Raw genomic sequence first — 22537 nt, 5'->3', positions numbered from 1 at the left:
CCTTTTTCTCCACACGCAAAGAACTACCTTACGTAGGGATGAAAAAGACTTTCCATGGTACCACCCTTTTTTATAGCAAATAATTGCTACCTCGCGAATAAATGACAGCATTTATGTGCACCCATGCGGAATATACCGCATCTAATAGGGTGTCATAAAACATTTATTCATTAATAACGAGCACTTTCGACTATGCCCGAAGCTATCTAATGGTGTAAACACGTTTAATAGCTCACTCCGAGGGGATGTCGGATCTAGTTGTATCGCCGGCTTCCAGCACGACCGGCTCTCTGGTAGATACAAGGCTCTAGAACCTTTAACCTCATCAACGTTTTCATTTATCTAGTTTTAAATCTTCATAACGCCACCAGTGGAAGCGTTCGTCACTAATTTTGAGTATCTTGCGAGCCAACCTCGTTTGATTTTAGGCTCAAAGACTGGTAATTTTGCTCGACGTTCAGCTAAAACTTCCTCTGAAACTTGTAAATTAATCGTACGATTTGGTAGATCAATTTCAATCATATCTCCGTCTTCTACTAAAGCAATTGGACCACCCTCAGCAGCTTCTGGTGAAATATGTCCGATTGAAATACCGCGTGATGCCCCTGAGAAACGACCATCTGTGATTAAAGCCACCTTTGTACCAAGGCCACGACCTTGAATCGCAGATGTTGGTGCCAGCATTTCCGGCATTCCTGGGCCACCTTTAGGACCTTCATAGCGAATGACGACGACATGGCCCTCTTTCACTATTCCATTATCAATATTTTCTTGTGCTGCCTCCTGTGAATCAAAAACGATGGCTTGACCTTTGAATACTTGGATGGAAGGATCTACTGCGCCGACTTTAATCACGGAGCCTTCTGGTGCGATGTTACCGAATAACACCGATAAACCACCTACAGCACTATATGGATTTTCTTTCGTTCGAATGACTTGATTATTCGTAATGTGATGATCTTTAACTAACTCACCCATTGTCACTCCTGCCACTGTTGGACGATTAGGATGTATAGCACCTGGAATAGACACCAATTCATTAATAATGGCACTAACGCCACCAGCTTTATTAATATCATCCATTGAAATATCGGAAGCAGGCATGATTTTTGCTAAATAAGGTACTCGTTCTGCAACTTTATTAATATCCTCAATGTTGTAATCTATTTCCGCTTCATTGGCAATGGCTAATGTATGTAAAACCGTGTTAGTAGATCCACCCATAGCCATATCTAATGCAAAAGCATCGTCAATTGCCTCTTTTGTAATAATATCGCGTGGCTTAATATCTTCCTTTACCATACGAATTAATTGTTTCGCCGCTTCTTTAATGAGCTTATGACGCTCTTCAGAAGTAGCTACGATTGTTCCATTACCTGGTAAAGCAACACCTAGCATTTCCATTAAACAGTTCATAGAGTTTGCGGTAAACATCCCTGAGCAGGAACCGCAAGTCGGACAAGCATTATTTTCAATATCTAATAGCTCTTCGGCAGACATATTTCCAGATTTATGAGCACCGACACCTTCAAAAACAGACGTTAATGAAAGCTGTTTGCCTGATGCAGATGTACCGGCCTCCATTGGACCACCAGACACAAAAATCGATGGTACGTTGGTACGAACTGCTGCCATAAGCATACCTGGTGTAATTTTGTCACAGTTTGGAATATAAAATACGCCATCAAACCAGTGTGCATTAATAACCGTCTCAGCTGAGTCTGCTATAATTTCACGACTTGGTAATGAATAGCGCATACCAATATGCCCCATTGCAATACCATCATCGACCCCAATTGTATTAAATTCGAATGGAATACCACCCGCTTCAATAATGGCTTCTTTTACAACATCAGCGAACGTACGTAAATGAACGTGACCTGGTATTATGTCGATATAAGAGTTACAAACCCCAATAAATGGCTTGCCTAAATCTTTTGCTTTTACTTTGCCTGTTGCATATAAAAGACTTCGATGTGGCGCTCGATCTACGCCTACTTTTATCATGTCACTTCTCATTTTAAACGCCCCTCATTTATTGCTTTCCATACTATGTTCGTTGCTATATACAAAATCAAAATCTTCTGTCTATTTATTTTTTGTTTATAGATAACAGCATTCTAGAGTACTATTGCTGTAACGAACGTGTTAAATTGTTGTTATCATAGTACGAAAAAAAGGTCTCGTCAACACTATTTTTTGAATTGTTTAAACAATTAAAAAAATCTATCAAAATTGAAATCGTTTACATGCTGATTAAGCATCAGTTTTATCTCGCTTTGATAAAAATTTTGACATTTCGTTCATATTTTAATTTTTCAAAAATATAGAACAATAATTTTCTAAATATGAACAAAGAGTTGGAAAGGGCGGAAAAGGAGATAGCGCTTACAATAGAAATAATTTTTTTAAATATCCTGTAAAAAACACATGATCGGGATCATATTGGTGTCGAATGTTTAAAAATTTTTCAATTTCAGGATATAATTCATAAACCTTTTGAGCGGTTAAATGATGTTGTTTGCCCCAATGTGGACGACCTTCATATTTCTGCATTAACGTATGCACCCATTTAAAATAGGGCTCCTCTGACATTCCTTTATACATATGGAAGGCGATAAAGGCTGATTCACGCCCCTGTGTAGGGCTTAAAAAACCTGCTTCCCCTGCAGTTGTTCGACATTCTAATGGAAAATGAACATTAAAAACACCCTTTTTAAAGGTTGCATGAATTTCCTCTAGACAAGCTTCAAATTGAGATAATGGGATGGCATATTCACTTTCCTGGAACTTCACACTACGAGGTGAAGGATAAATTTCATAGCTTATACCTATTTTTTCACTTTCCACCACATTAGCCGCTGCTATTTTACTCATGGCACCACTTAAAGCTGGTTTCCACTTACACAGCTCAGACATCGCAAAAAAAGCACCATTTTCTACAATTTGTAACTTGAGGTTCTCTATTTTCTTATTCCATTCGCTTTGATAGACAGGAGCCACAACATTCATTCGCTTTACTTGAATCGTCTCACTACCAGGGAAATAAAACCATTCCACATGACGATGTTGTTGGATATCCTCCGCAAACCCGGTGAGTCCATTAGCTAAAGTATCTCTTGCCCCCACATAATGCAGACCATATAATGGCATGACTTTAATCGTTACTTTAACAAGAATACCGAGCATTCCTAGCGCTACATGAAGTGCTTCAGACAAATCATCCAATCCTCGTCGATGCTCCTGATAAGTTCCCGTCCCATCTACAAATCCCCACGACATCACGGCTGAGGATAAGGAACCAAGTGTAACACCTGTGCCATGAGTCCCCGTTGATACGGCACCTGCAATAGTTTGCTCCTGAATATCTCCCATATTAATTAATGCAAATCCATGCTTTGCTAGCATTGGTCCAATTTCATATAAATAGGTTCCAGCCCATAATGTAGCCTCCTGCTTTTCCTCATTCACAGCGATTAACCCGCGCATATTATGTAAGGAAATAGCTATATGCTCCGGCATTGCCACAGCGCTAAACGAGTGTGCTGCACCTGTAACACGAATCGTCTTTGCAGATTCGCGTGCATGTTTAACAATCATTGAAACTTCTTCAATGGAATGCGGTAAATACATTTCACTTGGATAGGAAATAACATTCCCAGCCCAGTTAGTCCATTTTTCTCCATTCTTCCATTTTTCTATAGAAAACATTGTCCATCCCCCCTGTATGTTGTATAAGATCCTACATACTTGTCCCCTCGAACACCATGTAATAATTGGAATCGTTCACAAAGCTCCCCAGCCTTGGCATGTCGAAAATAAATGGTATCGCCAATTTCAATGTTTTTCCCTTTGACCTTAATCGGCGTTTGCACCTCTCCTGCCCCTTCTAAGCTAAGATATGCAAAATTGGTAGGTTCATAGAATACAGGTAACCGATCACTACCGATCGCACCAGAAGCTGTATATCCCCCTCCATGACAAACAACGATATTTTTTTCAGGCTGTCTCGTGACACGTAAGGCGAATCCGGCTGCTTTTTCAAGCTGCAAATGGGTAAATTGATCGAACAGAGCAGGGGCATAAAACGCAGAACCAACCGTAATTTCAGTCACTTCTTTCTGCTGAGTTGTGTAAGTCATACTACCTGAGCCTCCTCCATTAACAAAACGTAAATTTGGAAAATAGGCTTTAATATGAGCGATAGCTAATCGGCGAAATTGAGTGACCTGCTTTTTCGCCTGTGCTTGCATGGCTTCTATTACTCTACCCTTTAATACATTCGCTGGACGATTACCAACACCAGCGATTTGCGCCTCATAGCCCATGGCCCCTACTACTTCAATAGAAGGATTATTTTTTATGGCTTGCAAAAATGGAGTTAACGTCTCAAGGGAATATAATGATGAACGTTTCGTACCAAAGTACAATAATTTGAAATCATTTGATACATTAATATCGATGCAAATTGGGACACGCACACCCATTTCATTCCCTAACTTCGCTAATAGTTGGATATGTTCCTGTCGATCAACCATAAACGTAACGGTTTTCCCCTCTTGAACAAAGTGTAATAATTGACGTATAGCCGTCTCTTCCATCACTGGATAGCCCAGTAATACATCATCAAACTGCTGCTGTAGTAAAAAAATTGTCTCTGCTGCTGTAAAAGTCATAAACCCTACTACATTCACAAGCTGATGTTGAATATAGCGAAGCACCTCAACTGAACGAATCGATTTTGTTGCTAGACGAATTGGTTTTCCCCCACATGCACCCTGTACAATTTGAATATTTTTATCAAGTGCATCAAAATCCAACCACGCAAATGGCCGTTCCAAATGACCAAACGGTTGATCCCATCTTGTTGTCATTTAATCCCTCCCTTTTAAGTACTAAGTATTAGACATGTAATAGAATAATTCCTTTAATCAAAATAAAAACAACCGTGAGCAGTTAACTAACAATGCCTACACGGTTGTTTTTAAAATGGGACAAACATTTCATTCACCTTTCTATTAAATTGGTTACGATGCGTAGAGGAAATCCGCTGCTAGATTTAATAAAACTAACAAATGCAAGCCCGCAATTAGTAAACCTTGACGATTTAATCGTTTCATTACAGCCATATTCATATATAACACGCTCCTTTTTCACATTATATTCTTTTTTAGTTCATTTTTCAAACTATTCAAATAATGGAAAATTACCCATTTAAAAAGACTACCTATTAGCAATGTGCTAAATAAATTTATGCATGGGCGATTGAGGTGATGAATCAAAAAAATTTTTACGAATGAATAGGCTGTTTTTGCAAATAATTTTAGAAAAGGCTCATTCATTTCTTTCGAAAGTAGATGAATGTATTTTAGGTACGATTTGAATGCGCAAACATACTATAGAAGTAAGCGATAATCGGTGTATGTATCATATAAAAGCTGTTATATGTAATGTAGGCATTTTCACAACAATTTATGCAGATGATTTGGCTGTCACTCCAGCTAACGATCAATTGACATGGTGAAAGAGCTGCAAGGTTAAAGACAGCCGGATAAAATCATGTAATTATTACAAAAAAAGATGGCAACGTTTAATCTGCTTCATTCAGGGTATAACTAAGTAATCGCCATTATATCTTAACTTTAAGGAGATGAGAAATATGATTAGTTTCATTTGGTATTTAATCATCGGAGGGATTCTTGGATGGTTAGCAGGCGTAATTTTAGGTAAGGATGTACCTGGTGGTATCATTGGAAATATTATTGCGGGGATTGTCGGTTCTTGGGTCGGTAGTATGGTTTTAGGGAACTGGGGCTGGAGAGTTAGTGATTTCTACGTATTCCCTGCGTTAATCGGTGCTATCGTGCTGATATTTATCGTAAGCCTTATTCTCAAAGGTATGCGTAAAGCAACTTAAATATGCGATGAAGAGCCATCCAATGTGATGGCTCTTTATTTTTCTTGATGTAAAAGAACTGCTGCTTTTAACTCATCGTGATAAGCGTTGTACAATTGATAGTAAGACAACACATCTTCCACATATTCCTCACTGTGATTATATTGAAAAACTGCCTTTTTAATTTCACCTTGTGCAGCACCATATTTCGACAAGTAATTAGCTGCACTAAAAACTGCATCCTCTATGTCATATGGATCAGCAACCCCATCGCCATTTGCATCAACTCCATATCCCCCGTATTTCGCAATGGTCTGCGGGCTCATTAGTTCAGTCTTGGATATATCGCCCTTCCCTAAACCTGAGCAAGTGGGATGCTTCCAGCCAACAAATGTGCAAGGCATAAATTGCATATGCCCCTCTGCACCTGCTGACGATACCATCGTTTTCACTGTCGAAAAACGAGTCTCAATGCGATGATGTGCAGCAAGTAAGGTCCAAGGTACGCCATACTTCTCCTCCGCCGCTATGTATACAGGAATAAATTTTTCAGGAATGCTTATATCAAAATGCTCCTGAATTTCTTCTATCGCCTTTTCCTGAGCAAGCTTTTCAAAAATCGGTAAGGTTTGAAGCTCCTTCCAAGCAAAAAAAGTAAGGACGTATACAGTTATTGCAATTGGAATCAATAATGCTATCATACCCAATTTTGTCGCGGGTGATAACATCGGTTTGTTATTCTTTTTTTTAGCCATAAGTCACACCTAATCTAGTAGTCTACTTCCATATTACCAAATTTTCCGAAATAAGTTGCGAAATTTTTTAAGTCATACAACCTAGCAGCATAGGACATCATTTCCACTACGAAAGCAGTTGAAAGACTTGGGAAAAATATAGTAAAATACAAATTGATTAATTTTATGGATCATAATAGGGAGGAATTTTATTTTGTGGAAAGACTTTAAAGAATTTGCGATGAAAGGCAATATTATCGATTTAGCAGTAGCAGTTGTCATTGGTGGTGCTTTCGGTAAAATTGTAACCTCCTTAGTTGAAAATATCATTATGCCATTAGTTGGTGTGTTAACAGGTGGTATTGATTTAACAGCAAGCTTTGTCTACGGCTCAGGTGACGCCCAAATCAAATTAGGCGTATTTTTACAATCAATTATTGATTTTTTAATTATTGCGTTTGCAATTTTTATGGCTTTACGAATTATGACGAAGCTTACCAATAAAAAGGAAGAAGCAGTCGTGGAAGAACCCACTCCTGAGCTGGATGCCAAGGAAGAGCTTCTAAAAGAAATCCGCGATTTATTAAAAAAGGAACAAGCCTAATATCTATCGCAACTTCGAATCTGTCTCATTTCAATGAGGCAGATTTTTTTCATTAGCAGAAAAATACTTCCAATGGCTTTTCTTCAAATCCACACTGCTCCCTCAACGATTAATGAACTTACTTCCCAGGGAAGCCGCATTGTCAGACATAGAAATGATCCACCCCCCTTTATAACCTACTATTCCTACGTGATTAACATAAAATAATCTAGCTAATTTTCTGAAATCACCCTTGTTCTTCTTGAATATCCATGTTAAATTGGTAACAATTATTGAGATTACTACTATTAAATGAAAAGCGAATAGTCCCGCTTTACATAATATTGGAGAAAAGAGTGACGTCATGACATTAAACAGAAGCATTGAAACAAAACTTGTACAACTAGGTAATTTAAGTGACCCAACAACGGGAGCGGTTAGTCCACCTATTCATTTATCAACGGCTTATAAACATGCTGGGATCGGAGAATCTACAGGCTTTGACTACACACGTACAAAAAATCCAACCCGTGCTCTTTTAGAAGCAGGCTTTGCTGATTTAGAGGGTGGCGATATGGGCTTTGCCTGTAGCTCTGGGATGGCTGCCATCCAATTAGTATTATCTATATTTAAACCAGGCGATGAATTAGTGGTGCCAGATGATTTATACGGCGGTACATATAGACTATTTAACTTCTTCCAAGAGACATATAATATTAAGCCTGTTTATTCAAAATTCGAATCAGTAGAGCAGGTAGAAGCATTAATAAATGAAAATACACGTGCATTATTCATCGAAACACCAACGAATCCGCTTATGCAGGAATTTGATTTACAAGTGTATGCTGAGCTTGCACATAAACACGGTGCTTTGTTAATTGTAGATAATACATTCTATACACCATACTTCCAACGTCCTATTGATTTGGGAGCAGACATTGTGCTTCACTCCGCAACAAAATATATTGGCGGACATAATGATGTCTTAGCTGGGATCGTAGTAGCTAAAGGCACAGAATTAGCTGAACGCATTGGCTTTATTCATAATGGTAGTGGCATGGTGCTTGGTGCTATGGATTCTTGGTTACTTATTCGTGGCTTAAAAACAATGCACCTTCGCTTAAAGCAACATGATGCCAATGCCAAAGCTATTGCTGCTTACTTAGAGGAAGAGGCACTAGTTACAGATGTCCTTTATACAGGAAAAGGTGGTATGCTGTCATTTCGTTTACAAAAACCAGAATGGATTGACCCATTCCTTCGTAACTTAAAGTTAATCACTTTTGCTGAAAGTCTTGGGGGTGTGGAAAGCTTTATTACATATCCAGCTACTCAAACACATGCAGATATGCCTTATGAAGAACGAGTTGAACGTGGCGTTTGTGATCGTTTACTACGCTTCTCAGTTGGTATTGAGGAAGCAGAAGATTTAATTGCAGACTTACAACAAGTATTTGATATCCTAAGAAAAGAGGCATAATGATGAAGCAACATATAGAAACTAGCCTCATTCATGCGGGTGTTCGTGATGGCTACTCAAATAAAAAAGGGGCAGTTAATGTTCCTATGTACCTTTCCTCTACTTTCCACCAAGAGAGTATAGATGAGTTTGGCGAATATGATTATGCGCGTTCCGGTAACCCTACGCGTGATGCTCTAGAAAAAGCGATAGCAGAGCTTGAAGGTGGAGTTCGTGCCCATGCCTTTTCTTCAGGGATTGCTGCGGTTTCAGCCGCTTTAATGCTGTTATCACAGGGCGACCATATCGTCATGACTGAAGATGTTTATGGTGGAACATATCGTTTTGTGACAAAGGTATTACCGCGCTTTGGGATTTCCCACACTTTTGTAGATTTCACGGATTTAGCAGCCGTGGAAGCTGCAATAACGCCGGCTACAAAACTGCTTTATATGGAAACACCATCTAATCCAACGTTAGGCATTACCGATATTCGTGGTGTGGTAGAGCTGGCGAAACAACACCGATGTCTCACATTTTTGGATAATACATTTATGACGCCATTACATCAACGTCCGTTAGAACTAGGTGTTGATGTCGTTATTCATAGTGCGACGAAGTTTTTATCGGGGCATTCTGATATTATTGCAGGATTAACAGTCACAGCTGATGAAAAGCTAGGACAGGACTTATACTTTATCCAAAATTCATTTGGCAATATTTTGGGTGTACAGGATTCATTTACACTCTTGCAAAACATTAAAACGACAGATGTCCGTTTTAGCCGTTCTACACAATCTGCTCAAAAAATTGCTGAGTTTTTAGCAACTCATACACTGGTAGAACAAGTCTATTACCCTGGACTATCCTCACATCCAGGTCATGACATCCATCAGCGTCAAAGTACAAGCTCTGGAGCAGTTTTATCTTTCCGCTTACCAAGCTATGCTTCCGCAAAAGCATTAGTCGAGGCAATGAAAATCCCAGTTTTCGCTGTCTCACTTGGTGGTGTGGAATCCATTCTTTCCTATCCGGCAAAGATGAGCCATGCCGCTATGGAGCCTGAGGAACGTGCCAAACGTGGGATCACAGACGGACTTTTACGTTTTTCTGTAGGACTCGAGCATGTAGATGATTTAATAGACGATTTCGCACAGGCTTTAGAGGTCGCTGCAAAGGCTTAATCGAATAAACATTAAAACCGCGCCATTAATGACGCGGTTTTAATGTACGCTCAATTTTTCACCTTAGCCAATAGGCGATATAAATAATCGCCATGCCCCTTTGCTAACAAAGTATCCTGCTCAGCTGATATCCAGTAAAAAGAAAAAAGTAAATCTGCTTCATTCAACCCAGTAGGATAATGTTGCCAGGTTTCCATTGTTTCATCGGAGGTAGTTAAATGATAAAAATAACGTTTCTGTAAAACACCTGATGGATGGTTAAAGTAATCCTGTGCAATGAACCCTTGAACAACAAGTGTTGTTAGGCCTGTCTCCTCCAGCATCTCCCGCTTTACGGCCTCTAACGGTGTTTCCCCTTGTTCAATCGTACCTTTAGGAACTTGAATACCTGCCCCTACTGTATTTTGTTCAAATACGAGAACTTGAATTTGCTCCCCATGCTCTCTTGTAATATAGCCAAATGCTTTTTCAACTACTTCCATGAAGTCTTCCCCCTATCTAATTGTGCTTTACAATAAAGATAAAAATTGGAATTGCAGGTGAAAAGTGTTGACATCTATTATACGTCAGATGCAAGAAAATGACATTACTTTCGTACAAGAAATTACTATTCAAAGCCGGCTTCTAGTCACCTATTTTTGAGGGTCTTATTGGACTATTCTCATCAGAGCAGGAATTGGCATACATTTTTCAGTCTTATGCATTCTGCTATTTGCCCAGTACGCTACCACATGTTTTCTTTATGTAAGATTAATTTGTTCGGCCTGAATAACAAGCGCTGTTAATCCTGTTGTACTGCCAGATTCATGTGCTTGTCCTTGTTGCCAAAGAACGCCATCTCCTGTTTCAATATCGACTCTTTTTCCATCCTCACCACAAACCCAGCCTTCACCCTGAATAACAATCATTAATTGTGGTACAGGTGCTTCATGCATGCCTACCACACCATTTGGCTCAATATAGATAAAGCCTATATTCGTGGGAACTGCCGTTTTCATGATTTTTTGATAATACGCATTTATGGACTCATAAGAGTGAATTTGATTCGCTAAATCTTGAGAAAAATGAAATAGTTGCATTGAATTTAATTCCTTTCACGCTAAGCTAATTCTTCCTGGGCAAATGCTAATAATGTTCCATCCTCTTTTTTGTAATAAAAAACAAATGCATCATAGCCATTTCTTTTTACCGTCTCCCAATCTGTTGTTTCACCATTCATTAACTGTACATTTCCTTGTTCATCGACCTCATAGTCATCCACTTCTTCATCATAATCAATGTTATAAAAAAATGATAAGATAACCTCAGTGGCGGGCATATTATATAGCTGCAGAGGACGGTTGCCGCGTTGTTCTTCTGTATAGTCATCACAAAACAACGCATTATAACCGTGTAGAGTCGCATCAAAAAGCAAAATTTCCTCTGCTGTTAAAGGGTCCTTGGCAACGATTTTAGCAGTCGAACCTGAAATGAATGGTAAAACCTCCCCTTCTAAGGCTAATAAATCACCATAATACCAAATTTCAAATTGCGTATTATTTAAAGTAGAGCAAAGCTGTAATTGTGATTCGACCCCTTCTGGCTGTTGAATCCTTGTTGTGACATGCTGTAAATAAGTAGGAATAAGATTGTTCATAGTTGGCTTCACTCCCCTTTTTATTCAATTCCTTTTCAGTATTATCATACATTAAATTTTACACAAAAAGAAAAGCCCAGAAAATTTCTGGGCTTGATGACACTTACTTTTCTAGCATGATTAAAACTGACGGGCCTTTGCTTCGCTTCGCAAGAGACGGTTATGAAGAGTGATCTCCGTTTCCCCGTTTACTTGCGATTTTGATCGCTTAATCCTTGACCAGTTGCGGTGGATTTTTTGAGATTTGGGGTCTAATTGTTCGAACCTACTCATTTTTCATCCTCCTCATCATTATAGATTTCATAAGTGAAATCTTTTTTATTATGACCAGCTAGGATGGAATTATACAACGACGAAAATAACCGCTTACGTTTTCATATTATTTATTTTCTTGTAGCCAAGTTAACGCATATTGCACATATAATTCTGTTCCAATGCGCAAACCATCTTCGTCAATATCGAAATGGCCATTATGATGTGCCCAGCGTGTATCTTTTTCTGTATTTCCAGAACCTACTAATGCAAAACAGCCTGGCACTTCATCTAAATAAAAGCTGAAATCCTCGCCACCCATCGTTGGGTCGTCTAAATGATAAGCTTCAGTACCAAAATGCTCAATTGCTAAACGTTCAACTAAGTCGGCACTAGCTGTATCGTTGTTGACGGCTTGAGTACCGTATTCATAAATAACCTCAGCTGTTCCACCATAGAGTGTTGCAACTTGATCAGCATAATGGCGAATTTGTGCTTCCATATGCGTACGAACGTCTTGATCGAAGCAACGCACAGTTCCTTCCAAAATAGCGTCTTCGGCAATTACATTGAAACGGGTACCGACATCCATTTTACCAATGGTTAAGACAGCTGGTCGAAGTGGATTGACCGTACGCGATACAACCGTTTGAACATTCAACGCAAAGGTCGAAGCAATCATCACTGCATCGATAGCATCATGTGGCGCTGCAGCATGACCACCCTGACCTTTGAAAGTTACTTTAAAAATATCAGCAGAGGCAAACGCAGGTCCTTTATTGCACTGGATTTTTCCTGTGTCTATTTGTGACCAAATATGAATACCGAATGCGTTATCTACACCTTCCATAGCGCCTTGCTCAACCATTGCTTTTGCCCCTGTAGCAACTTCTTCAGCAGGCTGGAAAATAAATCGAACTGTCCCTTCTATTTCGTCACGGACTGCATGTAAAGTTTTAGCGGCAATTAATAGCATGGCTGTATGGGCATCATGACCACATGCATGCATCTTTCCATTTGTTTTAGATCGATATGGAATATCCTCTCGAATTTCATAAACGGATAAGGCATCCATATCCGCTCGTAGGGCAACTGTTTTTCCTTCCTTGTTCCCTTTTAATTCAGCAATAATACCTGTGGGTTCTGTTCGTCTATAAGGAATACCTAGCTTATCTAAATAAGCTGCTACATAATTCGTTGTTTCATATTCCTCCCACGAAAGCTCAGGCTCACTATGTAATTTTTGACGAATTGCCACAAGCTCGCTGTTAAGATCAGCAATGATAGGTTTAATAGTAGTCATGATTACTCTCTCCTTTTTTATAACCAATTGACGAAAATACCCGCTAAAATAACCGATGTTATGGTTACACTAATGAAGCCTCCAACAAGCATAGGTGGCAGCATACGACTGAGCAGCATTTCACGCTCTTTTTCATCCGTCGTCGATGATTTCACCACTTCATTCGTTAAAATATAATCTGCGGGGAAACCATATAGCGCTGTTAAGGAAACTGCAAACGCTAAGTTCGGGCTAACTTTTAATATTTTCCCTGCGATGAACGAGAAAATATACATGCCGACTACAGCTAGGACAATCGAAACAACTAACGGTACAATAATGCGCATTAGCATTTCAGGGGTTGCCTGTTTTAAGCCGTCGAATATAAAGAGCATTAAGCCCATAATGGCAAAGCCAAAGCCATTTGCTTTTTGTAACGGTTGTTTTTCTAAAAAACCAATTGTTGAAGCGAGTACACCAAATACTAAGCACAGTACTAGTGCATTAACTGTCACAATTGGAGCTAATACGGTCGATGTACCGTAGGCCAATAAACCAACAAGCGCTAAACGGAAAAATTTAAAATATTCTGTATTGTAATTTGCAGGTATCTTCCTCAATAATTTAGGCTGTTCAGTAGCAGCGTTTTCTTCTTCCTGCACTTGTGAAATCGTATGTAGCTTACCTTGTTGGTGTTCTTTTAATAAACGTTTTGCTTCACGTTTTAATACAATTGAAGTAATCGGATAGCCTGCAAATCCTTGAATGACATAAATAACAATTGCAAAAACTGCTAAATCCTCTAAGCCAGCTGCCGAGGCACCTTCTGACATGACTAATGCAGCCACAACTCCTCCAACTAATGGTGGAACTGCCACAATCATTGTTTTCAAATCAAAAATCATGGCGCCAATAGTAAATAAAATAGCAATAATTCCTACAATACCGGCCAATGAAATGACAATTGCCTTCCACTGGTTTTTCAATTCCTTGAGTGACAGAAGTGTCCCCATATTGGTAATTAATAAATACATTAACATCGTGGCAACTACTGGACCGATCCCGGCAATACTAACAATATCTTTCGGGAAAAACGTCCAATAGCCAATTAAAAATAATACCGCACAGACGAACACAGATGGAATCCAAGCCTTTGTTCTTGTTGCGACAATATCTCCGATGTAAAGAATAGCAAGTACTATCGTCAGTGCTAACATTTGAGACATATTAAATAATTCTCCTTACCTATTAATTTTTTAATGTCCTCTATAATAATACTTATTATTCTAAAAATTCTATTTTTACAGAAAAGAAGAAAATTAGCCCTTTTTCGAGCATATTCGCGACATTAAATTTTTAATTTACTAAATATTCAGTTTTTTAAATATTGATAAAAAGTAGAACCATGCTTAATAGGCTCTACTTCATTTCATAAATTCTATGCTATTAATATATATAAAATAGTCATACAACATGCATAAATTATTGTCATTAGGACCAATCGCAGCATAGACCCTCCTCTAAAACAAGCCACCGAGGAGGGTTTATGTTTATGCTAAAACAAGTTCAGGTTATGTTGGTCACTGTTTCTTCTCTAATAAAACGTTGACAACTTTCTCTAGCTGAAGATCTAAAGAATATGGATCCTCCATGACGAATTCATCATCGAATTCACCATACATATAGACATTGCCATTTTTCACAGCAGGGGCTCCTTGCCAAATAGGGCTATTCAATATCTCCTCCGCATCTTCTTGCGAATTCACATAGACAAATACATGATCACCTAAATACTCGGGCAGCACCTCTAACGAAATATTTTCAAAGCCTTCTTTCATATTTAATGCTTGTTCTGTAGGAGGTAATTTCAACATCTGATAAATGGTATTACTACCATAATTCCCACCCTCAGCAGCTAACACAAACAAACCTGTAGGGCTTAATTGCACAATTGACACCGTTTCGCCTTCCTTAATGATACCTTCTATTTGTTCTCGAGCATCTTCTACCTTGCGTTCATATCCTTTTATCCATTCCTCCGCTTCTTGCTCTTTACCAAATACTTCAGCAATTCTTCTGAATTTTTCCAAAGGCCCTGCCGTTGAAAGTTCTTCCCAATACGGGATAAAAACTGTCGTTCCTATTTTTTCGTATTGTTCAATATTTTTTTCAATTGATCCAATAATTAAATCTGGCTCTAACATAATGAGTTTTTCCGGGTTCATTGGAAAATTACCTAAATTCTCAATTTTATCGAGTGTTTCTTGCGGAATACCAGATTTTTCTATCCACCCTTCCGTTAACATTCCTTCACGAACCCCGATTGGAATAATGCCTAGCTTTAATAGTTGTCCCATATATTGATCAGCCGCTACACGCTGTGGCTGTGCTGGAATTTCAACATCACCTCTTGGCGTAGAAACAATTCTTGTTTTCCCTTCCTGCATCACTTCTTGTCCACTATTCGCCTTTGTTTCTTGATTGGCAGCTGGTGTGGCTCCATTTGTAGTTGTTGCATTTGAGCATGCAGCTAATAATAATGATAGACACATAAACAACGTCATGGCCGTTACCTTCATGTTTTTAAACTTCGACATTTCGCTTGCTCCCTTTCGTTGATAATGATTTTCAATTTCATCATCAATATACCATTCGATATGATTGGGGAGAATAGCATATCTTCTTCTCCAAAGTGGCAATTCTTCATCTTGGCTTTTTTGTTTCCACGCTCTTTTAAATTGAGCTGGAGAAATGCCCTTATGTCGTTTAAAGCTTCGACTTAATGAATAGCCATCTGGATAACCAACATGATCCGCAATGTCCTGCAATGTCGCATCTGTTTGTACTAGCAATTTTGCTGCTTTATTTATACGTATTACACCCAAATAATGAATCGGGCTAGTATGCATTTTTTCTTTAAATAACTTAGATAAATAACCTACACTACAAGATAATTCCTGAGCCAGCTTTTCAAGTGTCAATGGCCTCTGATAATGTTCCTCTATATAACGAACTGCTTCTGTAACTATATCTGGCTTTATAGGGTGAATTCCCTGGGCATGCATTTGTCGTAGTAATTCATAAATATATTGATAAAACAATGCTTTTATATGTAAACGTTTCAGCTCTTTTTCATTGGGTTGTAGCCAAACCGTATTCATTTGCTCCACTTTATCAAGCAGAGTAAGTGGATTAGCTGGTGCGAAAGCATACTGGTATTGAAACGGATTGTCGTTTTCCAACAAAGCTACAATTTCTTGTCGATTTGGTAACGGTAGAGTGGTTTTATAGAAAATCAGAAAATACTCAAATTCCTTCTCTGCTACAATCTGTATACAGACCCCTTTGCCTGCATGAAAGGCATGAAAGGATTGTACCAAATGCCTATTTTTATCGACCCATATTTGAGCATCGCCTCTTTTTGTATACAGAAAGGCATTCGTAGGCAATGGATAAGGGCCGAATGCTTCTCCTTGTTCCATCATTGTAAAACGTATATCCATGATTTTAATGTACGCGTGATTCCACAAAAGTATATGGTCGTTTAATTTCATTTAGCTCAAGCACTCCTTCTAGTTTAACCATTGACATGGCTCTAGTTTAACAGAATTCTTGATAAATGATAATGATTCTCACACAAAAAGGACTTGTCATTGTTGCGATCAAGTCCTTCTTTGTATTGTTTATTTTTTGAATCGATTGCCTGTGTTCATATAGATCATTAAAAAAATCGTAAGCACTACAAAAAGAACAAGACCGACAATAAATAACCACTGTGTGTGAAATAGTTCATTTAGCACCCATAAAAGTACACAAAAACAGTAGCCATACATCATCTTCCCCATAAATTTTGCAAGTGCTATTTCGTCATACGTATCTTTTTCGTCTTGTGACATTGTGTTAAAGCCAGCAATTAAAAAAGTTCCTTTCCCCTGTGATAATACAAGGGCAAAGATGAGAAATGGAAGCATGATGATTAAATATACAAAAACACCCACAGTGACTCAGCCTACTTTCCATAAATAAATTGTTGAATCGCTGGTAGTAAATCCTCATGTAGTGGAAGTGTTGGGTCTGCATACGTTGCTAAATTTGCGGCATAGTCTTCTGGTGCCTTTTTCAACACATGGTTCATCCCTTCCATATAAAGAAGCGTTGCATCAGGGTTACCTTTCTTCAATGCCTCTGCATCGACTTCCTTCACTTGTAAATCAGTCGTTCCTTGCACAAGTAGTACAGGACTCTTTACTTTTCCAAGCTCTGTGGCTGGATTATACTTTAACACGGAAATAAGGAAGGGCTGTACAGAAGGACGGAAGACTGCTTGTAATTCGGGCGAAATATTTTCCACTTGCTTTCCTTGCTTTAGAGCTGTCAAAATGTCCTTTGATTCTTTGAATAAATTTGGCGCTAGCTGACTTTTTAATTGCTCCACTAATACTTCATCCATTGGACGTCCAGCACCTGCAATCGAAACAAAGGATGCTACTCCTGTTTTTTGAGCCGCTAATAAACCAATTAATGAGCCTTCACTATGTCCAATGACATGAACACTTGTATAGGCTTTATTAGCCTGCAATGATTGGATGATTTGCACTGCATCTTCAACAAATTGGTCAAACGTCACATCTTCTTCTTTCGTCAAGAGTGCTTGATTATCCCCAATACCCCGTTTATCATAGCGTACAGTTGTGATTCCCTCCTGAGCCAAGCCTTCAGCCATCATTTTTAAACTATTATTTTTACCAGCTAAAACTGAATTACCATCCTTATCTGTCGGTCCAGAGCCAGCGATAATAACTGCGACGGGTGATGGGGATGTCGCATTGGCTTTTTGAAGAGCCACTATGAGGTCACCTTGCTGAACGGGAATCTTTACTGTTTCATAAGTTACTGGTTCCTCTTTATATGCTTGTAAGATAAGTGGGAAGGTCCCACCATTTTGTTGAAATGTAGCTTCTATTTGTTCATTTTTGAAAGTACCATTAATAGCAATTACTGAGCCGTTTAAATGAATGGAAACGCTTACCTGATCACCTGTATAGTTCACACTCTTCAACGGGAAATTAGATATGCCCTGTGCTGGCACGGATAGAGTACCACTATTTTTCTGTAAATCAACAATGATGGGTAGCTGTCCATTCGGTGTTTCAATATTGCCTTCCCATTTTCCAATAAACTGTTCGCTCATGGCACTTTCCCCTTTGGTCTCTTTATTTTCTACAATCTCTTCCTTTTGCCCACAGCCAGCTAAAAGTAAAAGCGTACAGCATAACACAAACAATTTTTTCAATTTAATCTCCCTCTCTATGTTTGGCAGTACTGCCCTACTGATTGTCATGTAACACCATTTTGCAAAATTGACTATCCCACCAATGCCTTATTGTTCTTAGCTTACAAGGATGGATCGTATGTATTGGAATAAAAAATGCCCTTTTCCAAAGGTGAAATGGTGGTGCCAAAAATGCCTACTATTTATTAGCATAATACCCCTATTTCCATTGTTTTAAAATTCACTGGAATAATTTCGCTCTTTAGAGCAATTGCACAGCTATTCCATTAATTGATAGGCTAATGGACATCAAATAGAATCTGTTCTATATAGAGTAGTACAGATTGTTTTCATTGTCAAATGTAGGTATTATTGTAGTTTCTCCACCTCCCCCATTAAAAAGCAGCATAAAAAAGGATCCAGAAAAATTCTGGATCCATGGACACTTATTGCTTCTATTTGATTTTTTACTGGAATGGTTTACGCTTCACCTTAATCTACAGTGAAACAGAACTCTGCTTCACCTTTAGGCTTAAGCTTTAAGAAGCTTCAACCATCCACAGCTGTGGCGGACTTTCCTGAGATTCTTGGTCTTTGGGTGTTTGACTATTACTCATTCTGCATCCTCCCCATCAGGTTAGATTAATAAGTGTTTCCGCTCTTATTATGAACCATTGCCCATTTGTTTATGCATGATGATAATCTTTTCTTTGGCGTACAATCATTTCTTATAAAAATCCCTCTACCATTTTTGTTCATCCAGTATGCAAGCCACGTTGAATATCTATGTTGGTCTTGTGGTGTTACACCATGTACAATTGCTGAGAAGCGACAATTATTAAGTCCTGATCGTGCATAGACACCACCATTCGAAAATTCAATAATCATTTTACGTAAACGATTCTATATCTACTAAAGCTTTGGATACGACCATCCTTGTAGCATCTTCTGCTGTAATCTATTGCTTAATTGTATCAAGTCTTTTAAAAAACGCTCAAGCATTTTGTCCTCTTACCACGTTTTCATACAAAAACCCCAATTCCGCGTCTCCAGAATTGGGGATTGTCCTTCACGTATGTAAGGTACTCTTTTTCACGTCACCCTCTGGCTTTGTTGAAAAAGGATAAGGTTTTCATAGCGCCTCACAGGACAGCTTTAATGAATATCTATGCAAAAGTCACGAGGACATGCACGCAAAATTAATGTTGGACAACTAGACAAGCTTGGGCTTTTTCAATTTGAATTTTGACTTGGTCAAAGCCAGTTCCCCCAAGGGAGTGACGGCGTCGGACAGCTGCTTCTGGCGCTAATACATCATAAATATCCGAATCAATTAGCTCGCTTTCACGCTTCATCTCATCCAATGGTAAATCTAATAAGTAAATGCCTTTTTGAATACATGTGAACACAAGTTTACCTGTCACCTCATGTGCCTCACGGAAAGGCATACCTTTTGTAGCAAGGTAATCAGCTAGCTCTGTTGCGTTCGAGAAGTCAGCATGAACAGCTTGCTGTAAACGTTCCTTATTGACAGTCATCGTACGAACCATACCTTCAAAGATTTTCAGAGAACCAAGAATCGTATGCACTGTATCAAACATGCCTTCTTTATCTTCTTGCATATCTTTGTTGTACGTTAATGGTGTTCCCTTTAAAACCGTTAACAAGCCCATTAGATTTCCATAAACACGCCCTGTTTTGCCTCGAATGAGCTCAGCCATATCAGGATTTTTCTTTTGTGGCATAATGGAAGAACCTGTTGAAAAGGCATCATCCAATTCGATAAATTTAAATTCATCTGTAGACCATAAAATAATTTCCTCAGCAAAGCGCGATAAATGAGCCATTAACAAGGATGCATTGCTTAAAAATTCTACAATAAAGTCACGGTCACTTACAGCATCCATCGAGTTGGCATAAACATCATTAAATCCTAGTAATTCTGCTGATTTTAAACGGTCTATTGGGAATGTTGTCCCTGCCATCGCTCCTGCCCCTAATGGCAAAATATCAATGCGTTTCATGGATTCTGTGAAGCGTTGCTTATCACGCTCTAGCATCCAAAAATAGGCCATTAAATGATGGGCAAAAGAAATTGGCTGAGCTCGTTGTAAATGTGTATAGCCCGGTGCAATCGTTTCAATATGCTCCTCGGCTTGGACTAATAAAGTTTGTTGGAATATAGCAATTAAATCAATCGTTTCCTGGACACGCTTTTTCAAAAAGAGATGCATATCCGTCGCAACTTGGTCATTACGGCTACGTCCTGTATGTAGTTTGCCACCAACAGGACCAATTAAATCAATGAGCATCTTTTCTAAATTTAAGTGTATATCTTCATTAGCAATGCTAAATTCAAGCTCACCTGCTATTGCCTTTTCTTTCAGTTGGGCAAGACCACTAAGTATGGCCTCTACATCAGCTGTTGGTAAAATCCCTGTTGCGCCAAGCATTGTGACATGTGCAACACTACCTTCAAGATCCTCTAGCACAAGTTGTTGATCAAAGCCAATGGATGCACCGAATTCATCTACCCATGCTTCTGCTGATTTTTGGAAACGTCCACTCCAAAGTTTTGTCATGTCAGCTCACCTTTTCCTTTATTACTTTTCAAAAGGTGTAGGTCAAGCACAAATGCCTCACCCCACCCTGCTTATTACGATTACTTTTTATTAACAGCTGAGTTCACTACAGTCGGTAGACCCCATAGTTCGATAAAGCCAACAGCGGAAGCGTGGTTGAATTGATCTTCCTTCGAATATGTGGCTAATTTTTCATTGTATAGTGAATTTGGTGATTTACGTCCTTCTACAATGGCATGCCCTTTGAATAATTTCACACGCACTGTACCATTCACATATTGCTGTGATTGGGCAAGGAATGCCTCAAGTGCATCACGTAATGGAGAGAACCATAGACCATCATAAATTAATTCAGATAGTTTTTTCTCAATAACTGGCTTGAAGTGGGCTAATTCTTTGACAAGTGTTAAATCTTCAAGCTCCTTATGAGCCGTTAACAACACCTTAGCACCAGGAATTTCATAAACCTCACGAGATTTAATACCTACTAAACGATTTTCAACGTGATCGATACGTCCAATGCCATGTGCACCTGCAACTGCGTTTAATTCCTGAATTAAATCAGCAAGCTTCATTTCTTTTCCGTTTAAAGCAATTGGTTTACCAGCCACGAATTCGATTTCCACATACTCTGCTTCATTTGGTGCGTTTTCTACTGAAACCGTTAAGCCATAAGCTTCTTCTGGTGGAGATACCCATGGATCTTCCATAATGCCCGCTTCATTTGCACGACCCCATAAGTTTTGGTCAATTGAAAATGGAGAATCTAATGTTGCAGGAATAGGTACATTATGTTTCATCGCATATTCAATTTCCTCATCACGGCTCCAGCCCCACTCACGCACTGGTGCTAATACCTCTAGATCAGGATTTAATGCTTTAATAGAAACTTCAAAACGAACTTGGTCATTTCCTTTACCTGTGCAACCATGAGCTACAGCATCCGCACCTACTTGGTTCGCAATCTCAACCAATTTTTTCGAGATTAATGGACGAGAAAGAGCTGACACTAATGGATACTTTTGTTCATACCATGTGTGTGCTTGTAATGAAATTAATGCATAGTTTTCAGCAAATTCATCCTTTGCATCCACCATATAAGATTCAATCGCTCCTACTTGTAGAGCTTTGTTTTTTACAAACTCCAGATCTTTCCCTTCACCAACGTCAAGACATACTGCGATAACGTCCCAACCTTGTTCTTTTAACCATGGAATTGCTACCGAAGTATCAAGTCCACCTGAATATGCTAGTACAACCTTTTTATTTGCCATAAAAAATGCGCCTCCATTGCTCTACAGATATGTATGTTTATACATTCAATTAAAAGTTTATACACGAATAGTATCATGTTATAAAAATAAAAACAAGTGTATTTTTATAAATTAATAGTCTTTTATTTTTCTTATAAAAATTCCGTTTACCCACACATTACTCTCAAGGAAATCAATGATAGATACTCGAAAAAACGCTTTTTCACTATAGACATAAATGTATACTGTATAAATTACAACAAAAAAGAATCCAATGTATAAACTGGATTCTTGTGACACTACTAATGGATAAATAAACGAACTATCCATTTTCATCTTAATCGGTCTTTGGGAGCCAATTGATTCATTGTTTACAAGCGAGAAGCGCTCACCCCCGCGGTAGT

At 38.7% G+C, this 22537-nt stretch carries 20 protein-coding genes; 5 read left to right on the top strand and 15 right to left on the bottom strand.

The window, feature by feature from the left end; genetic code table 11:
- Nucleotides 1–348: 348 nt before the first annotated feature.
- The 3 genes from ilvD to AC1Q6O_RS13555 form a co-directional block, all read right to left on the bottom strand.
- Nucleotides 349–2019 (bottom strand): dihydroxy-acid dehydratase, encoded by a 1671-nt coding sequence (gene ilvD / locus AC1Q6O_RS13565; protein WP_008180485.1) that lies wholly within the window; start codon nucleotides 2017–2019, stop codon nucleotides 349–351.
- A gap of 369 nt (nucleotides 2020–2388) precedes the next feature.
- On the bottom strand, nucleotides 2389–3711 hold the full coding sequence (locus AC1Q6O_RS13560) for a D-arabinono-1,4-lactone oxidase (RefSeq protein WP_089986327.1): 1323 nt from the start codon (nucleotides 3709–3711) through the stop codon (nucleotides 2389–2391).
- Nucleotides 3699–4874, bottom strand: coding sequence for an amino acid deaminase/aldolase (locus tag AC1Q6O_RS13555; RefSeq protein ID WP_089986326.1), 1176 nt, complete (start codon nucleotides 4872–4874; stop codon nucleotides 3699–3701). Before AC1Q6O_RS13555 ends, AC1Q6O_RS13560 begins: the two co-directional genes overlap by 13 nt.
- A gap of 509 nt (nucleotides 4875–5383) precedes the next feature.
- Here AC1Q6O_RS13555 and AC1Q6O_RS13550 point away from each other — a divergent pair.
- Together AC1Q6O_RS13550 and AC1Q6O_RS13545 are read left to right on the top strand one after the other, a co-directional pair.
- Nucleotides 5384–5524, top strand: coding sequence for a hypothetical protein (locus tag AC1Q6O_RS13550; protein WP_171365090.1), 141 nt, complete (start codon nucleotides 5384–5386; stop codon nucleotides 5522–5524).
- Nucleotides 5525–5659: 135 nt separating this feature from the next.
- Nucleotides 5660–5917: a GlsB/YeaQ/YmgE family stress response membrane protein gene (locus AC1Q6O_RS13545; protein ID WP_107922510.1), complete on the top strand. Its 258-nt coding sequence runs from the start codon at nucleotides 5660–5662 to the stop codon at nucleotides 5915–5917.
- Between the two features lie 35 nt (nucleotides 5918–5952).
- On the opposite strand, the gene AC1Q6O_RS13540 is transcribed toward AC1Q6O_RS13545, so the two are convergent.
- Nucleotides 5953–6651 (bottom strand): lytic transglycosylase domain-containing protein, encoded by a 699-nt coding sequence (locus AC1Q6O_RS13540; RefSeq protein WP_008180475.1) that lies wholly within the window; start codon nucleotides 6649–6651, stop codon nucleotides 5953–5955.
- A gap of 193 nt (nucleotides 6652–6844) precedes the next feature.
- Between AC1Q6O_RS13540 and mscL the strand changes: the two genes are divergently transcribed.
- The 3 genes from mscL to AC1Q6O_RS13525 all read left to right on the top strand — a co-directional run bounded on the left by mscL (nucleotide 6845) and on the right by AC1Q6O_RS13525 (nucleotide 9856).
- Nucleotides 6845–7234: a large conductance mechanosensitive channel protein MscL gene (gene mscL, locus AC1Q6O_RS13535; protein WP_008180473.1), complete on the top strand. Its 390-nt coding sequence runs from the start codon at nucleotides 6845–6847 to the stop codon at nucleotides 7232–7234.
- A 343-nt stretch (nucleotides 7235–7577) separates the two neighbouring features.
- Complete coding sequence (locus AC1Q6O_RS13530; RefSeq protein WP_008180469.1) at nucleotides 7578–8693, top strand: methionine biosynthesis PLP-dependent protein; 1116 nt, start codon at nucleotides 7578–7580, stop codon at nucleotides 8691–8693.
- Between the two features lie 2 nt (nucleotides 8694–8695).
- The gene (locus AC1Q6O_RS13525; RefSeq protein WP_089986325.1) at nucleotides 8696–9856 is read left to right on the top strand and encodes an aminotransferase class I/II-fold pyridoxal phosphate-dependent enzyme; all 1161 of its coding nucleotides are present in this window, start codon (nucleotides 8696–8698) and stop codon (nucleotides 9854–9856) included.
- 50 nt (nucleotides 9857–9906) lie between these two features.
- On the opposite strand, the gene AC1Q6O_RS13520 is transcribed toward AC1Q6O_RS13525, so the two are convergent.
- The 11 genes from AC1Q6O_RS13520 to AC1Q6O_RS13470 form a co-directional block, all read right to left on the bottom strand.
- Nucleotides 9907–10338: an NUDIX hydrolase gene (locus AC1Q6O_RS13520; RefSeq protein WP_089986324.1), complete on the bottom strand. Its 432-nt coding sequence runs from the start codon at nucleotides 10336–10338 to the stop codon at nucleotides 9907–9909.
- Between the two features lie 258 nt (nucleotides 10339–10596).
- The gene (locus AC1Q6O_RS13515; RefSeq protein WP_089986323.1) at nucleotides 10597–10935 is read right to left on the bottom strand and encodes a cupin domain-containing protein; all 339 of its coding nucleotides are present in this window, start codon (nucleotides 10933–10935) and stop codon (nucleotides 10597–10599) included.
- Between the two features lie 20 nt (nucleotides 10936–10955).
- The gene (locus tag AC1Q6O_RS13510; RefSeq protein ID WP_089986322.1) at nucleotides 10956–11492 is read right to left on the bottom strand and encodes a hypothetical protein; all 537 of its coding nucleotides are present in this window, start codon (nucleotides 11490–11492) and stop codon (nucleotides 10956–10958) included.
- 120 nt (nucleotides 11493–11612) lie between these two features.
- Nucleotides 11613–11765 (bottom strand): YpzG family protein, encoded by a 153-nt coding sequence (locus AC1Q6O_RS13505; RefSeq protein WP_004231380.1) that lies wholly within the window; start codon nucleotides 11763–11765, stop codon nucleotides 11613–11615.
- Between the two features lie 106 nt (nucleotides 11766–11871).
- On the bottom strand, nucleotides 11872–13050 hold the full coding sequence (locus AC1Q6O_RS13500; RefSeq protein ID WP_170844138.1) for an amidohydrolase: 1179 nt from the start codon (nucleotides 13048–13050) through the stop codon (nucleotides 11872–11874).
- Between the two features lie 14 nt (nucleotides 13051–13064).
- Nucleotides 13065–14252: a hypothetical protein gene (locus AC1Q6O_RS13495; protein WP_089986320.1), complete on the bottom strand. Its 1188-nt coding sequence runs from the start codon at nucleotides 14250–14252 to the stop codon at nucleotides 13065–13067.
- A gap of 354 nt (nucleotides 14253–14606) precedes the next feature.
- Nucleotides 14607–16529, bottom strand: coding sequence for an AraC family transcriptional regulator (locus AC1Q6O_RS13490; RefSeq protein WP_089986381.1), 1923 nt, complete (start codon nucleotides 16527–16529; stop codon nucleotides 14607–14609).
- 180 nt (nucleotides 16530–16709) lie between these two features.
- Nucleotides 16710–17024 carry a DUF3784 domain-containing protein gene (locus tag AC1Q6O_RS13485; RefSeq protein WP_008178323.1) on the bottom strand — a complete coding sequence of 105 codons (315 nt, stop codon included), beginning with the start codon at nucleotides 17022–17024 and terminating at the stop codon, nucleotides 16710–16712.
- A gap of 11 nt (nucleotides 17025–17035) precedes the next feature.
- Nucleotides 17036–18319 (bottom strand): alpha/beta hydrolase, encoded by a 1284-nt coding sequence (locus tag AC1Q6O_RS13480; protein WP_170110036.1) that lies wholly within the window; start codon nucleotides 18317–18319, stop codon nucleotides 17036–17038.
- Nucleotides 18320–19497: 1178 nt separating this feature from the next.
- Nucleotides 19498–20880: an argininosuccinate lyase gene (gene argH / locus AC1Q6O_RS13475; RefSeq protein WP_492401482.1), complete on the bottom strand. Its 1383-nt coding sequence runs from the start codon at nucleotides 20878–20880 to the stop codon at nucleotides 19498–19500.
- 80 nt (nucleotides 20881–20960) lie between these two features.
- Entirely contained in the window at nucleotides 20961–22154 is a 1194-nt protein-coding gene (locus AC1Q6O_RS13470; protein ID WP_008178318.1) for an argininosuccinate synthase, read from the bottom strand.
- Nucleotides 22155–22537 lie beyond the last annotated feature (383 nt).

This window comes from Lysinibacillus sp. GW823-FHT06C08, assembly GCF_058795135.1.
This window is presented reverse-complemented; position numbering and strand designations above follow the sequence as displayed.